Consider the following 12,425-nt stretch of genomic DNA (forward strand, 5'->3'; position numbering starts at 1 on the left):
GCAATTGTAATAGTAACACCTGCAGGGATTTCAAGAATCTTTTTACCAATACGAGACATGTGGTCACACCTCCGTTCGTTTTAAATATATATTACCAAACGTATGCTACTACTTCTCCACCAGTTTGTAATTGACGAGCGTCTTTGTCTGTCATTACTCCCTTAGATGTAGAAACAAGAGCGATACCTAATCCGTTAAGTACACGTGGTACTTCGTCAGCTTTAGCGTAAACGCGTAAGCCAGGTTTACTGATACGTTTTAATCCAGTGATTACACGTTCATTGTTTGCACCATATTTCAGGAAAATACGAAGGATACCTTGTTTGTTATCCTCGATGTATTCTACATCACGAATGAAACCTTCACGTTTTAAAAGTTCAGCGATCTCTTTTTTGATTTTAGAAGCAGGAACCTCTAATTTCTCATGACGTACCATGTTCGCATTACGGATGCGAGTAAGCATGTCTGCAATTGGATCTGTCATCACCATGTGTTTTACCTCCTTCCCATTTGTGGGTTTTACCAACTAGCTTTTTTAACACCAGGAATTTGACCTTTATATGCAAGTTCACGGAAACAAATACGGCAAAGTTTAAATTTGCGGTATACAGAATGCGGACGACCGCAGCGTTCGCAACGTGTATACTCTTGTACTTTAAACTTAGGAGTACGCTTTTGTTTCGCTATCATAGATTTTTTAGCCACGTTTTCGCCTCCTCTACTTAGCGTTGGCTTCCATTATTTTTGGAATGGCATACCGAATTGTGTTAAAAGTTCACGAGCTTCTTCATCAGTTTTCGCTGTAGTAACGATTACGATGTCCATACCGCGTACTTTGCTTACTTTATCATAATCAATCTCAGGGAAGATAAGTTGCTCTTTAACACCTAATGTGTAGTTCCCACGACCATCGAATGATTTCTTAGAAACACCACGGAAATCACGTACACGTGGTAAAGAAACCGATACTAATTTGTCGAAGAACTCATACATTTGCTCGCCGCGTAAAGTTACTTTCGCACCGATTGGCATACCTTCACGAAGACGGAAACCAGCGATTGATTTTTTAGCACGAGTTACAACAGGTTTTTGACCTGCGATTTGTGTTAATTCTTCTACTGCATTGTCTAAAGCTTTTGAGTTAGATACCGCGTCACCAACACCAGTGTTGATTACGATCTTTTCGATTTTCGGTACTTCCATCACAGATTTATAGTTAAACTTGCTCACTAGAGCAGGAGTAATTTCCTTTTGGAACTTCTCTTTAAGGCGATTCAATGAAGTGACCTCCTTTCTTAAGAAAATTATTTATCTAATAATTCACCAGATTTTTTTGCAATACGAACTTTTTTACCATCTTCTACTTTGAAGCCTACGCGAGTAGGTTCACCTGTTTTCGGATCTAAAATCATAACGTTAGAAACGTGAATAGGTGCTTCTTTAGTAATAATTCCACCTTGTGGATTTAATTGAGATGGCTTAGAGTGTTTTTTAACGATGTTAACACCCTCAACGATAACACGGTTTTGCTTTGGGAAAGCCACAAGGATAACGCCTTGTTTTCCTTTGTCTTTACCAGTGATTACCTGTACTTTATCACCTTTTTTTACATGCATCTTAATTCTGCACCTCCTTAGCAAGGCAATACCTTAAATTATAGAACTTCTGGAGCTAAAGAAACGATCTTCATGAAGTTGCTATCACGTAATTCACGAGCTACTGGTCCGAAGATACGAGTACCACGTGGGCTCTTATCGTCTTTAATGATAACCGCTGCGTTTTCATCAAATTTGATGTAAGAACCGTCCGGACGACGAGCTCCGCTCTTCGTACGTACTACTACTGCTTTAACAACGTCACCTTTTTTAACAACGCCACCTGGTGTTGCTTGTTTTACCGTAGCAACGATAATGTCACCAATGTTAGCATATTTACGACCAGAGCCGCCTAATACTTTAATTGTTAAAAGTTCACGTGCACCAGAGTTGTCAGCAACTTTCAAACGAGATTCTTGTTGGATCATGTTATGAAACCTCCCTTCGGACTAAAAATTCCGATTCGTCTATTTAGATAATAACCGCTTCTTCAACGATTTCAACTAAACGGAAACGCTTAGTAGCAGAAAGCGGGCGAGTTTCCATGATTTTAACGATATCGCCAAGTTTCGCTTGGTTTTGCTCATCATGGGCTTTGTACTTCTTAGAATACTTAACACGTTTTCCGTACAAGGAATGAGTTTTGTAAGTTTCAACTAAAACTGTAATCGTTTTGTCCATTTTGTCAGACACTACACGACCAGTATAAACTTTGCGTTGGTTACGTTCGCTCACTATGCAAACCTCCCCTCAATTTATCGATTAATTCCGATCTCTCTTTCACGAACTACAGTTTTCATACGAGCAATTGCTTTACGCACTTCACGAATGCGAGTTGGATTCTCTAATTGTCCTGTAGCAAGTTGGAAGCGAAGATTAAACAACTCTTCCTTTAAAGCTTTAACTTTTGTTTCGATTTCGGCAGTGGTTAATTCACGAATATCATTAGTTTTCATTAGATTCACCACCATTTTCTTCACGTTTTACGAATTTACATTTCACAGGTAACTTGTGAGCTGCAAGACGTAATGCTTCGCGTGCTACCTCTTCAGATACACCCGCGATTTCGAACATAATTTTCCCAGGTTTTACTACTGCTACCCAGCCTTCTGGTGCCCCTTTACCGGAACCCATACGTACTTCTAGAGGTTTTGCAGTGTAAGGTTTAGAAGGGAAAATTTTAATCCATACTTTACCGCCACGTTTCATGTAACGAGTCATTGCACGACGAGCAGCTTCGATTTGACGGTTTGTAATCCATGAAGCAGCTTGTGCTTGTAAACCGAATTCACCGAAAGCAATTTCAGTTCCACCTTTAGCACGACCACGCATTTTACCACGATGCTCTCTACGATATTTTACGCGTTTTGGCATTAACATATTATTTTCCTCCTTCCTCAGAAGCTTTCTTTTTTGTAGGAAGGACTTCTCCACGGTAGATCCATACTTTTACGCCTAATTTACCGTATGTTGTATCAGCTTCAACTGCTGCATAGTCAATATCAGCGCGAAGTGTATGAAGTGGAACAGTTCCTTCACTGTAAGATTCTGCACGAGCGATATCAGCTCCGCCAAGACGACCAGAAACCTGTGTTTTAATACCTTTAGCACCTGCACGCATAGCACGTTGAATAACTTGCTTTTGTGCACGACGGAATGATACACGGTTTTCTAATTGACGAGCGATGTTTTCGCCTACTAATTTAGCGTTAAGATCAGCTCTCTTAACTTCTAAAATGTTGATGTGTACACGCTTGCCTGTTAATTGGTTAAGAGCTTTACGAAGTGCTTCAACTTCAGTACCACCTTTACCAATTACCATACCAGGTTTTGCAGTGTGAATTGTAACATTTACACGATTTGCTGCACGTTCGATTTCTACTTTAGCAACAGCAGAATCTTTTAAGCGTACATTAATGTACTCACGGATTTTGATGTCTTCATGTAATAATGTAGCGTAATCTTTCTCAGCGAACCAACGAGATTCCCAGTCACGGATAACACCGACACGAAGACCAATTGGATTAACCTTTTGACCCATCGATTATCCCTCCTTCTTTTCTGATACCACAACTGTGATGTGGCTTGTGCGTTTGTTAATTTGGCTTGCACGACCCATTGCACGTGGACGGAAACGTTTCAACGTTGGACCTTCGTCAACGAAGACTTTTTCAACAACTAGGTTGTTAATATCCATCTCATAATTGTGCTCTGCATTTGCGATTGCAGATTTTAAAACTTTTTCTACAACTGGAGAAGCAGTTTTTGGTGTGTGGTTAAGGATAGCAATCGCTTCACCCACTTGCTTACCTCGGATTAAGTCTACTACTAAACGAACTTTACGAGGAGCAATACGAACTGTTCTCGCTACTGCTTTAGCTTGCATTGAAGTGCCTCCTCTCATTATCTTCTAGTTTTCTTATCGTCAGCAAGGTGACCTTTATACGTACGAGTTGGTGCGAATTCACCTAACTTATGGCCAACCATATCCTCAGTGATGTACACAGGTACGTGTTTACGACCATCATATACAGCGATTGTGTGTCCGATGAACTGAGGGAAGATTGTTGAACGGCGAGACCAAGTTTTAACAACTTGTTTTTGCTCAGATGCAACTAATTTTTCCATTTTGCTCATTAAGTGATCATCGACAAATGGTCCTTTTTTTAAGCTACGAGCCATTTTGGTGCCTCCCTTCGTGATTGGCGTACGGTTCTAGAAATGAACCGTACTACAATCCCATTATTTTTTACGACGACGAACGATAAATTTGTCAGACGCTTTGTTTTTCTTACGAGTCTTGAATCCAAGAGTTGGTTTACCCCATGGAGACATTGGAGACTTACGTCCGATTGGAGAACGACCTTCACCACCACCGTGTGGGTGATCAACCGGGTTCATTACAGAACCACGAACTGTTGGGCGTTTACCTAACCAGCGAGAGCGACCTGCTTTACCGATTTTGATAAGTTCATGTTGTTCGTTACCTACTTGACCGATTGAAGCGCGACAAGCAGATAATACAAGACGTACTTCACCAGAAGTTAAACGTACAAGTACGTATTTACCTTCTTTACCAAGTACTTGAGCAGATGTACCAGCAGAACGAACTAATTGTCCGCCACGACCAGGCTTAAGCTCGATGTTATGAACAACAGTACCTACTGGAATGTTGATTAATGGTAATGCGTTACCGATTTTGATGTCAGCTTCTGGGCCAGACATAACTTCCATACCTACTTCTAAAGATTTAGGAGCAAGAATGTAACGTTTTTCACCGTCAACGTAGTTAATTAATGCGATATTCGCAGAGCGGTTTGGATCATATTCGATCGTAGCAACGCGTCCTGGAATTCCATCTTTGTTACGCTTAAAGTCGATGATACGGTATTGACGCTTATGTCCGCCACCTTGATGACGTACAGTAATTTTACCTTGGTTATTACGACCAGCCTTCTTGCTTAAAGGAGCAAGTAAAGACTTTTCGGGTCTGTCAGTCGTGATTTCAGCGAAATCATTCGTAGTCATATTACGACGACCGTTAGTAGTTGGATTATACTTTTTAATTCCCATCTCAATTTCCCTCCTTCTTTAGTAAGAATTAAACACCTTGGAAGATTTCGATTTCTTTGCTGTCAGCAGTTAGCTTAACGATTGCTTTACGACGACGGCTAGTAAAACCAGCGTGACGACCAACGCGTTTTGCTTTCGGCTTGTAGTTCATGATGTTCACTTTTTCTACTTTAACACCAAAGATCGCTTCAAGAGCATCTTTAACTTCTGTTTTATTAGATTTAACGTCCACATCGAACGTGTATTTTTTTTCAGCCATCATTTCCATAGAACGTTCAGTGATAACTGGGCGCTTAATGATATCACGAGGATCTCTCATTATGCAAGCACCTCCTCTACTTTTTCCACTGCCGCTTTTGTCATGATTAGCTTATCATGATGAAGCACGTCTAAAACGTTTACGCCATCAGCAGTGATTACTGTTACTCCAGGGATATTGCGAGCAGATAACTCTACAGATTCGTTTGCATCAGCAGTTACGATAAGAGCTTTCTTCTCAACAGTTAATCCTTTAAGTACTGCTAGCATGTCTTTTGTTTTTGGTGCATTTAATACTAGGTCTTCAAGAACTACAATGTTGTTCTCAACTACTTTAGTAGCTAATGCAGATTTAATTGCTAAACGACGAACCTTCTTAGGAAGTTTGTACGCATAGCTTCTTGGTGTAGGTCCGAATACCGTACCACCACCACGCCATTGAGGAGAACGGATAGACCCTTGACGAGCACGTCCAGTTCCTTTTTGACGCCATGGTTTACGACCACCACCGCGAACTTCAGAACGAGTTTTTACTTTGTGTGTACCTTGACGTAAAGATGCACGTTGCATCATTACAGCTTCGAAAAGTACAGCTTCATTTGGTTCGATACCGAAAATAGCTTCAGCTAATTCGATTTCACCAACCTGTGAACCAGTTTGGTTATATACAGTAACTTTTGGCATTGGAATTCCTCCTTCCTATTGTGAATTATTTGCTAACCTTCACAGCGCCTTGAACAACTACAAGAGATTTCTTAGCACCTGGAACGTTACCTTTTACTAGTAATAAGTTGCGCTCAGTGTCAACTTGAACGATTTCTAAGTTTTGGATAGTAACTTGGTCTCCACCCATACGTCCAGCAAGTTTTTTGCCTTTGAATACACGGTTCGGAGCAACTGGGCCCATTGAACCTGGACGACGGTGATAGCGAGAACCATGAGACATAGGTCCGCGAGATTGTCCGTGGCGTTTGATAACACCTTGGAAACCTTTACCTTTAGAAATTCCTGTTACGTCAACGATTTCACCTGCAGCGAAAACTTCAACTTTTACCTCTTGACCAACCTCTAATCCGTCCACGTCTGCATCGCGGATTTCGCGAATGAAGCGCTTAGGAGTTGTAGATGCTTTAGCAGTGTGGCCTTGTTCAGGTTTGTTAGTTAACTTTTCACGTTTATCTTCAAATCCTAACTGGATTGCATTGTAGCCATCAGTTTCAGTTGTTTTCTTTTGAAGAACAACGTTTGGATTAGCAGCGATAACTGTTACTGGGATTAACTCACCGTTCTCAGCAAATACTTGAGTCATACCGATCTTTCTTCCTAAGATTCCTTTGGTCATGAGTTACACCTCCTACATTTTTAAGTTATATAATTTATAGTTTAATTTCGATATCTACACCAGACGGTAAGTCTAAACGCATTAATGAATCTACTGTTTGTGGAGTAGGACTCACGATATCGATTAAACGTTTGTGTGTGCGCATTTCGAATTGCTCACGAGAATCTTTGTACTTATGAACAGCACGAAGAATTGTGTAAATAGTCTTCTCAGTTGGTAATGGGATCGGACCAGAAACTGTTGCCCCAGAACGCTTAGCTGTTTCTACAATTTTCTCAGCTGATTGATCAAGAATACGGTGATCATAAGCTTTTAAACGGATACGAATTTTTTCTTTTGCCATTATTTTCCCTCCTTCGTTCGCCTATTTCTAAAATAGACCTTCTCCATGGAAATTTCCCCACACCATGCCATGGCAAAGCGGCCGGGTGTGTCAGCAACCTTCCACTTCATCGCAGTCAAAGACCAACATTGTCTATTATACAATGTTATTAGTCTAGATGCAAGCATCTTTTTGTTTGCATCTGCTTTTCTCTACTTTTGCTATTATACATGGCACTTTAAAGAATTTCAAGTTTTCATCTACTAGAATTCATTTTACAGTTTTTGGGTTTCATTTTAATGTTTTTATATACTATAGAAGAAACTCGTCAAAACATAAAGATATCATCCAATTCATTATATAAACACAAACAAAACGCCCCCAAGGGGAAATCCCTTGGGGGCGTTTTTATATCAGTTAAGATTACTCAACGATAGTAGCAACTACACCGTAACCTACTGTACGTCCACCTTCACGAATAGAGAATTTAGTTCCCTCTTCGATAGCGATTGGAGCGATAAGTTCGATAGTCATTTCGATGTTGTCACCAGGCATTACCATTTCAGTACCTTCTGGTAATTGGATGATACCAGTTACGTCAGTTGTACGGAAGTAGAACTGAGGACGGTAGTTAGCGAAGAATGGAGTGTGACGTCCACCTTCTTCTTTAGATAATACGAAAACTTCAGCTTTGAATTTAGCGTGTGCTTTTACAGAGCCAGTTTTAGCAAGAACTTGTCCACGTTGGATGTCTTCACGAGCAACCCCACGAAGAAGAGCACCGATGTTGTCTCCAGCTTGAGCTTGGTCAAGAAGTTTACGGAACATTTCTACACCAGTTACAGTTGTAGAAGCATTCTCTTCAGCAAGACCGATGATTTCTACTACGTCACCAACTTTAACGATTCCGCGCTCTACACGACCAGTTGCAACTGTACCACGACCTGTGATAGAGAATACATCCTCGATAGGCATTAAGAATGGTTTGTCAGTTTCACGTTCTGGAGTTGGGATGTAAGCATCAACTTCAGTCATTAATTCAATGATTTTTGCTTCCCAATCAGCTTCTCCTTGAAGAGCTTTAAGAGCAGAACCTTTGATTACAGGAATGTCGTCGCCTGGGAATCCGTATTCAGATAATAGGTCACGAACTTCCATTTCTACTAATTCTAATAATTCTTCGTCGTCAACCATGTCGCATTTGTTTAAGAATACAACGATGTAAGGAACACCTACTTGACGAGAAAGAAGGATGTGCTCACGTGTTTGAGGCATTGGGCCATCAGCAGCAGATACTACTAAGATACCGCCGTCCATTTGAGCAGCACCAGTGATCATGTTTTTAACATAGTCAGCGTGACCTGGGCAGTCAACGTGTGCATAGTGACGAGTTTCAGTTTCGTACTCAACGTGTGCAGTTGAGATTGTGATTCCGCGCTCTCTTTCTTCTGGAGCAGCGTCGATTTGATCGTATCCGCGTGCTTCAGCACCACCAGCTTTTGCAAGAACTGTAGTGATCGCAGCAGTTAATGTAGTTTTACCATGGTCAACGTGGCCGATTGTACCGATGTTAACATGGGGTTTAGAACGTTCGAATTTAGCTTTAGCCATTCTAAATTCCTCCTTAGTTTATATAGGTTATTTTATATTTAGACTAGAAAGCGAAACTTACGTCCCACTTTCTAAGCTTACATAAGTAGTTATACTCGAACAATTGATAAAAATCAATTATTCGCCTTTATTTTTTTTAATAATTTCTTCTGAAACAGACTTCGGTACTTCTTCATAATGATCAAATGTCATTGAGAATGTTCCGCGTCCTTGAGTGTTAGAACGTAATGCTGTCGCATAACCGAACATTTCAGAAAGCGGAACCATAGCGCGAACAACTTGTGCGTTACCGCGAGCTTCCATACCTTCTACACGTCCACGACGAGATGTTACGTCACCCATGATGTCTCCCATGTATTCTTCAGGGATTACAACTTCAACTTTCATCATTGGCTCAAGAATTACTGGGTTACATTTAGAAACCGCAGCTTTAAGTGCCATAGATGCAGCGATTTTGAACGCCATCTCAGATGAATCGACATCATGGTAAGAACCGTCAACTAATGCTGCTTTAATGTCAACTAGTGGGTAACCAGCTAGTACACCATTTTTAAGTGAGTCTTCAAGACCCGCTCCAACAGCTGGGATGTATTCACGTGGAACTACACCGCCGACGATTTTGTTTTCGAATTCAAATCCTTTACCTTCTTCGTTAGGTGCAAACTCAATCCAAACGTGACCGAATTGTCCACGTCCACCAGATTGACGAGCAAACTTACCTTCAACTTTCGCAGCAGCGCGGAAAGTTTCACGGTATGCTACCTGAGGAGCACCAACGTTTGCTTCGACTTTGAATTCACGGCGCATACGGTCAACGATGATATCAAGGTGAAGTTCACCCATACCAGCGATGATAGTTTGGCCAGTTTCTTGGTCAGTGTGAGCACGGAATGTTGGATCTTCTTCAGAAAGCTTAGATAATGCTGTACCCATTTTATCTTGGTCAGCTTTAGATTTTGGTTCGATAGCTACAGAGATAACTGGCTCTGGGAATTCCATAGACTCAAGGATAACAAGACTCTTCTCGTCACAAAGAGTATCACCAGTAGTAGTATCTTTTAAACCTACAGCAGCAGCGATATCACCAGCGTAAACTGTTGAAATCTCTTCACGGCTGTTAGCGTGCATTTGTAGGATACGTCCTACACGCTCACGCTTACCTTTAGTTGAGTTTTTCACGTATGATCCAGAGTTTAACACACCAGAGTACACACGGAAGAACGTTAACTTACCAACATAAGGGTCAGTCATGATTTTGAATGCTAGAGCTGCGAATGGTTCTTCATCGCTAGACTTACGTTCTACTTCTTCATCTGTATCCGGAAGAGTACCTTTAATAGCAGGTACATCTAATGGAGATGGTAGGTAGTCTATAACTGCGTCTAACAGGATTTGAACACCTTTGTTTTTGAATGCAGAACCACAGATTACTGGGAAGAATTCTACAGAAGTTGTAGCCTTACGGATACCAGCTTTAAGCTCTTCTACAGTGATTTCTTCACCTTCTAGGTACTTCATCATCATTTCTTCATCAAGCTCAGCTACCGCTTCAATAAGCTTTCCACGGTATTCTTCAGCTAGTTCTTTGTGCTCTTCAGGAATTTCGACACGCTCGATGTCTGTTCCTAAATCGTTACCGTACATGTAAGCACACTCTTCAACAAGATCAATGATACCATTGAACTCATCTTCAGCACCGATTGGTAACTGAATTGGATGTGCGTTTGCTTGTAAACGATCGTGGATTGTTCCTACAGAGTATAAGAAATCTGCACCGATCTTATCCATTTTGTTAACGAATACGATACGAGGTACACCGTAAGTAGTAGCCTGACGCCAAACAGTTTCTGTTTGTGGTTCTACACCAGATTGTGCATCAAGTACTGCTACCGCACCATCAAGTACGCGTAAAGAACGTTCTACTTCTACTGTGAAGTCTACGTGTCCTGGAGTATCAATGATGTTTACACGGTGACCTTTCCATTGAGCTGTAGTTGCAGCAGAAGTAATTGTGATACCACGCTCTTGCTCTTGCTCCATCCAGTCCATCTGAGATGCACCTTCATGAGTTTCACCGATTTTATGAATACGTCCTGTGTAATACAGAATACGCTCAGTTGCTGTTGTTTTACCAGCATCGATGTGAGCCATGATACCAATATTACGAGTGTTTTCTAAAGAGAACTCTCTTGTCATTTGGTGTCTTGCTCCTTCCATATATGGATTGGATTTTTTATTTTAAGTAGCAAAAAAGCCACTTTATATTGTTACATATGCCAGTGTCCAGTACCCTCATTATGTAAAACGAGCGCCCAACGAAAGGGAGAGGCATTCTCCCTCTCCACACTTCCATAAGCGACAAATAAAGCGGTTTATGCTTACATTTATTTTACGTTGAATCCTACCAACGGTAATGAGCAAATGCTTTGTTAGCTTCTGCCATTTTATGAGTGTCTTCACGTTTCTTAACAGATGCACCAGCGTTGTTAGCTGCATCTAAGATTTCGTAAGCTAGACGCTCTTCCATAGTTTTTTCACCACGAAGACGAGCATAGTTTACTAACCAGCGAAGACCTAAAGTTGTACGGCGTTCTGGACGAACCTCAACTGGAACTTGGTAGTTAGCACCACCAACACGACGAGCGCGTACTTCAAGAACAGGCATGATGTTCTTAAGAGCTTGCTCGAATACTTCCATTGGTTCTTTATCTGAACGTTCACGAACGATATCGAAAGCGTTATAAAGAATTGTTTGAGATTTACCTTTTTTACCGTCAACCATCATTTTGTTGATAAGGCGTGTTACTAGCTTAGAATTGTACATTGGATCTGGTAACACGTCACGTTTCGCAACAGGTCCTTTACGAGGCATATTGAGTTCCTCCTTTCATTATAAGTTTATTATTTTTTAGCAGGTTTTGGTCGCTTAGTACCATATTTAGAACGTCCTTGCATACGTTTGTCAACACCAGCTGTATCAAGCGCTCCACGAACGATGTGGTAACGTACCCCTGGTAAATCCTTTACTCGACCACCGCGAATTAATACTACGCTATGCTCTTGTAAGTTATGACCGATACCTGGGATGTAAGCTGTAACTTCAATCCCGTTTGTTAAACGTACACGAGCGTATTTACGTAACGCTGAGTTAGGTTTCTTTGGAGTCATTGTACCAACACGAGTACATACACCACGTTTTTGAGGTGCAGAGATATCAGTTGATTTTTTCTTTAAAGAGTTAAAACCTTTGTTTAACGCAGGTGATTTAGATTTCCATACTTTATCAGTACGACCATTTCTCACTAATTGGTTAATAGTAGGCATTTGATTATCCTCCCTTCGCATGTTTGTATGACCACATATCCAGGTGGTTCATTATTAGTTGAAAACAAAGTTTTTGCAAGGAAGAGCAAATGCTCTCTCCTCACAAAAACAGTTTTAACTTATTATTCCTATTGCTGAAGCTCCCACTTGAATCCCCGAAACTTTTCCAAGCTTACGAACTGATTCAACTTTTGTTATGGGTATGTTATGTTGCAAAGCAGTGCGAATGATAACATGGGTTAACCGCACATCAGCATCTTCTGCAATAACAACTTCTTTAACTATACCATTTTTGATTGCTTCCAATGTTCGTTTATGACCAACGACTACATTTTCAGCATTTGACACTTTTTGATAAGACATATAAATATCCTCCAAAGCATCGTTCAGGAGCAACCTT

The 12,425-nt window shown here is 40.8% G+C and carries 21 protein-coding genes; all 21 read right to left on the reverse strand.

The annotated features are described in order from the left end of the window. Window positions 1–91: 91 nt before the first annotated feature. The 21 genes from rpsH to MR160_RS22290 all read right to left on the reverse strand — a co-directional run bounded on the left by rpsH (window position 92) and on the right by MR160_RS22290 (window position 12,388). Window positions 92–490, reverse strand: coding sequence for a 30S ribosomal protein S8 (gene rpsH / locus MR160_RS22190; protein ID WP_000245511.1), 399 nt, complete (start codon window positions 488–490; stop codon window positions 92–94). Window positions 491–519: 29 nt separating this feature from the next. Beyond that, window positions 520–705, reverse strand: coding sequence for a 30S ribosomal protein S14 (rpsN, locus tag MR160_RS22195; protein ID WP_001085700.1), 186 nt, complete (start codon window positions 703–705; stop codon window positions 520–522). Between the two features lie 33 nt (window positions 706–738). Next, window positions 739–1,278, reverse strand: coding sequence for a 50S ribosomal protein L5 (rplE, locus tag MR160_RS22200; protein ID WP_001080829.1), 540 nt, complete (start codon window positions 1,276–1,278; stop codon window positions 739–741). 26 nt (window positions 1,279–1,304) lie between these two features. Next, window positions 1,305–1,616 (reverse strand): 50S ribosomal protein L24, encoded by a 312-nt coding sequence (gene rplX, locus MR160_RS22205; protein WP_000558200.1) that lies wholly within the window; start codon window positions 1,614–1,616, stop codon window positions 1,305–1,307. Window positions 1,617–1,654: 38 nt separating this feature from the next. After that, on the reverse strand, window positions 1,655–2,023 hold the full coding sequence (gene rplN / locus MR160_RS22210) for a 50S ribosomal protein L14 (RefSeq protein WP_000615912.1): 369 nt from the start codon (window positions 2,021–2,023) through the stop codon (window positions 1,655–1,657). 43 nt (window positions 2,024–2,066) lie between these two features. Further along, complete coding sequence (gene rpsQ, locus MR160_RS22215; protein ID WP_000004106.1) at window positions 2,067–2,330, reverse strand: 30S ribosomal protein S17; 264 nt, start codon at window positions 2,328–2,330, stop codon at window positions 2,067–2,069. 20 nt (window positions 2,331–2,350) lie between these two features. Further along, window positions 2,351–2,551 carry a 50S ribosomal protein L29 gene (gene rpmC / locus MR160_RS22220; protein ID WP_000855718.1) on the reverse strand — a complete coding sequence of 67 codons (201 nt, stop codon included), beginning with the start codon at window positions 2,549–2,551 and terminating at the stop codon, window positions 2,351–2,353. Then, window positions 2,541–2,975 (reverse strand): 50S ribosomal protein L16, encoded by a 435-nt coding sequence (gene rplP / locus MR160_RS22225; RefSeq protein ID WP_000928969.1) that lies wholly within the window; start codon window positions 2,973–2,975, stop codon window positions 2,541–2,543. The genes rpmC and rplP overlap by 11 nt, the downstream gene beginning before the upstream one ends. Window position 2,976: 1 nt before the next feature. Next, window positions 2,977–3,636, reverse strand: a complete 660-nt coding sequence (gene rpsC / locus MR160_RS22230; RefSeq protein WP_000529956.1) for a 30S ribosomal protein S3 — start codon at window positions 3,634–3,636, stop codon at window positions 2,977–2,979. Window positions 3,637–3,639: 3 nt separating this feature from the next. Next, a complete protein-coding gene (rplV, locus tag MR160_RS22235) occupies window positions 3,640–3,981 on the reverse strand; it encodes a 50S ribosomal protein L22 (protein ID WP_001148024.1) in 342 nt (113 codons plus the stop codon). A 17-nt stretch (window positions 3,982–3,998) separates the two neighbouring features. After that, on the reverse strand, window positions 3,999–4,277 hold the full coding sequence (gene rpsS, locus MR160_RS22240) for a 30S ribosomal protein S19 (RefSeq protein WP_000124454.1): 279 nt from the start codon (window positions 4,275–4,277) through the stop codon (window positions 3,999–4,001). A gap of 60 nt (window positions 4,278–4,337) precedes the next feature. Further along, the gene (gene rplB / locus MR160_RS22245) at window positions 4,338–5,168 is read right to left on the reverse strand and encodes a 50S ribosomal protein L2 (protein WP_000511583.1); all 831 of its coding nucleotides are present in this window, start codon (window positions 5,166–5,168) and stop codon (window positions 4,338–4,340) included. A 28-nt stretch (window positions 5,169–5,196) separates the two neighbouring features. Continuing rightward, window positions 5,197–5,487 carry a 50S ribosomal protein L23 gene (gene rplW, locus MR160_RS22250; RefSeq protein WP_001205558.1) on the reverse strand — a complete coding sequence of 97 codons (291 nt, stop codon included), beginning with the start codon at window positions 5,485–5,487 and terminating at the stop codon, window positions 5,197–5,199. Next, window positions 5,487–6,110 carry a 50S ribosomal protein L4 gene (gene rplD / locus MR160_RS22255; RefSeq protein ID WP_001127258.1) on the reverse strand — a complete coding sequence of 208 codons (624 nt, stop codon included), beginning with the start codon at window positions 6,108–6,110 and terminating at the stop codon, window positions 5,487–5,489. The genes rplW and rplD overlap by 1 nt, the downstream gene beginning before the upstream one ends. A gap of 25 nt (window positions 6,111–6,135) precedes the next feature. Continuing rightward, complete coding sequence (rplC, locus tag MR160_RS22260) at window positions 6,136–6,768, reverse strand: 50S ribosomal protein L3 (RefSeq protein WP_000160209.1); 633 nt, start codon at window positions 6,766–6,768, stop codon at window positions 6,136–6,138. A 34-nt stretch (window positions 6,769–6,802) separates the two neighbouring features. After that, complete coding sequence (rpsJ, locus tag MR160_RS22265) at window positions 6,803–7,111, reverse strand: 30S ribosomal protein S10 (RefSeq protein WP_001040595.1); 309 nt, start codon at window positions 7,109–7,111, stop codon at window positions 6,803–6,805. A gap of 402 nt (window positions 7,112–7,513) precedes the next feature. After that, a complete protein-coding gene (gene tuf / locus MR160_RS22270) occupies window positions 7,514–8,701 on the reverse strand; it encodes an elongation factor Tu (protein ID WP_001029617.1) in 1,188 nt (395 codons plus the stop codon). A gap of 117 nt (window positions 8,702–8,818) precedes the next feature. Further along, a complete protein-coding gene (gene fusA / locus MR160_RS22275; RefSeq protein WP_000196384.1) occupies window positions 8,819–10,897 on the reverse strand; it encodes an elongation factor G in 2,079 nt (692 codons plus the stop codon). Window positions 10,898–11,102: 205 nt separating this feature from the next. Continuing rightward, a complete protein-coding gene (rpsG, locus tag MR160_RS22280) occupies window positions 11,103–11,573 on the reverse strand; it encodes a 30S ribosomal protein S7 (RefSeq protein ID WP_001137492.1) in 471 nt (156 codons plus the stop codon). Between the two features lie 29 nt (window positions 11,574–11,602). Next, a complete protein-coding gene (rpsL, locus tag MR160_RS22285; RefSeq protein WP_001142341.1) occupies window positions 11,603–12,025 on the reverse strand; it encodes a 30S ribosomal protein S12 in 423 nt (140 codons plus the stop codon). 114 nt (window positions 12,026–12,139) lie between these two features. Next, window positions 12,140–12,388, reverse strand: coding sequence for a 50S ribosomal protein L7ae-like protein (locus tag MR160_RS22290; protein WP_000121833.1), 249 nt, complete (start codon window positions 12,386–12,388; stop codon window positions 12,140–12,142). Between the last annotated feature and the right edge of the window lie 37 nt (window positions 12,389–12,425).

The sequence above is a fragment of the Bacillus cereus group sp. BfR-BA-01382 genome (genome assembly GCF_022663475.1).
In the GTDB taxonomy this organism is placed as follows: Bacteria; Bacillota; Bacilli; order Bacillales; family Bacillaceae_G; genus Bacillus_A; species Bacillus_A thuringiensis_S.

Excerpts from the sequence above, each read along its gene's own strand:
- rpsH (WP_000245511.1), bottom strand. The coding sequence starts at position 490 with ATGGTGATGACAGATCCAATTGCAGACATGCTTACTCGCATCCGTAAT.
- rplX (WP_000558200.1), bottom strand. The coding sequence starts at position 1,616 with ATGCATGTAAAAAAAGGTGATAAAGTACAGGTAATCACTGGTAAAGAC.
- rplN (WP_000615912.1), bottom strand. The coding sequence starts at position 2,023 with ATGATCCAACAAGAATCTCGTTTGAAAGTTGCTGACAACTCTGGTGCA.
- rpmC (WP_000855718.1), bottom strand. The coding sequence starts at position 2,551 with ATGAAAACTAATGATATTCGTGAATTAACCACTGCCGAAATCGAAACA.
- rplP (WP_000928969.1), bottom strand. The coding sequence starts at position 2,975 with ATGTTAATGCCAAAACGCGTAAAATATCGTAGAGAGCATCGTGGTAAA.
- rpsC (WP_000529956.1), bottom strand. The coding sequence starts at position 3,636 with ATGGGTCAAAAGGTTAATCCAATTGGTCTTCGTGTCGGTGTTATCCGT.
- rplV (WP_001148024.1), bottom strand. The coding sequence starts at position 3,981 with ATGCAAGCTAAAGCAGTAGCGAGAACAGTTCGTATTGCTCCTCGTAAA.
- rpsS (WP_000124454.1), bottom strand. The coding sequence starts at position 4,277 with ATGGCTCGTAGCTTAAAAAAAGGACCATTTGTCGATGATCACTTAATG.
- rplB (WP_000511583.1), bottom strand. The coding sequence starts at position 5,168 with ATGGGAATTAAAAAGTATAATCCAACTACTAACGGTCGTCGTAATATG.
- rplW (WP_001205558.1), bottom strand. The coding sequence starts at position 5,487 with ATGAGAGATCCTCGTGATATCATTAAGCGCCCAGTTATCACTGAACGT.
- rplD (WP_001127258.1), bottom strand. The coding sequence starts at position 6,110 with ATGCCAAAAGTTACTGTATATAACCAAACTGGTTCACAGGTTGGTGAA.
- rplC (WP_000160209.1), bottom strand. The coding sequence starts at position 6,768 with ATGACCAAAGGAATCTTAGGAAGAAAGATCGGTATGACTCAAGTATTT.
- rpsJ (WP_001040595.1), bottom strand. The coding sequence starts at position 7,111 with ATGGCAAAAGAAAAAATTCGTATCCGTTTAAAAGCTTATGATCACCGT.
- tuf (WP_001029617.1), bottom strand. The coding sequence starts at position 8,701 with ATGGCTAAAGCTAAATTCGAACGTTCTAAACCCCATGTTAACATCGGT.
- fusA (WP_000196384.1), bottom strand. The coding sequence starts at position 10,897 with ATGACAAGAGAGTTCTCTTTAGAAAACACTCGTAATATTGGTATCATG.
- rpsG (WP_001137492.1), bottom strand. The coding sequence starts at position 11,573 with ATGCCTCGTAAAGGACCTGTTGCGAAACGTGACGTGTTACCAGATCCA.
- rpsL (WP_001142341.1), bottom strand. The coding sequence starts at position 12,025 with ATGCCTACTATTAACCAATTAGTGAGAAATGGTCGTACTGATAAAGTA.
- MR160_RS22290 (WP_000121833.1), bottom strand. The coding sequence starts at position 12,388 with ATGTCTTATCAAAAAGTGTCAAATGCTGAAAATGTAGTCGTTGGTCAT.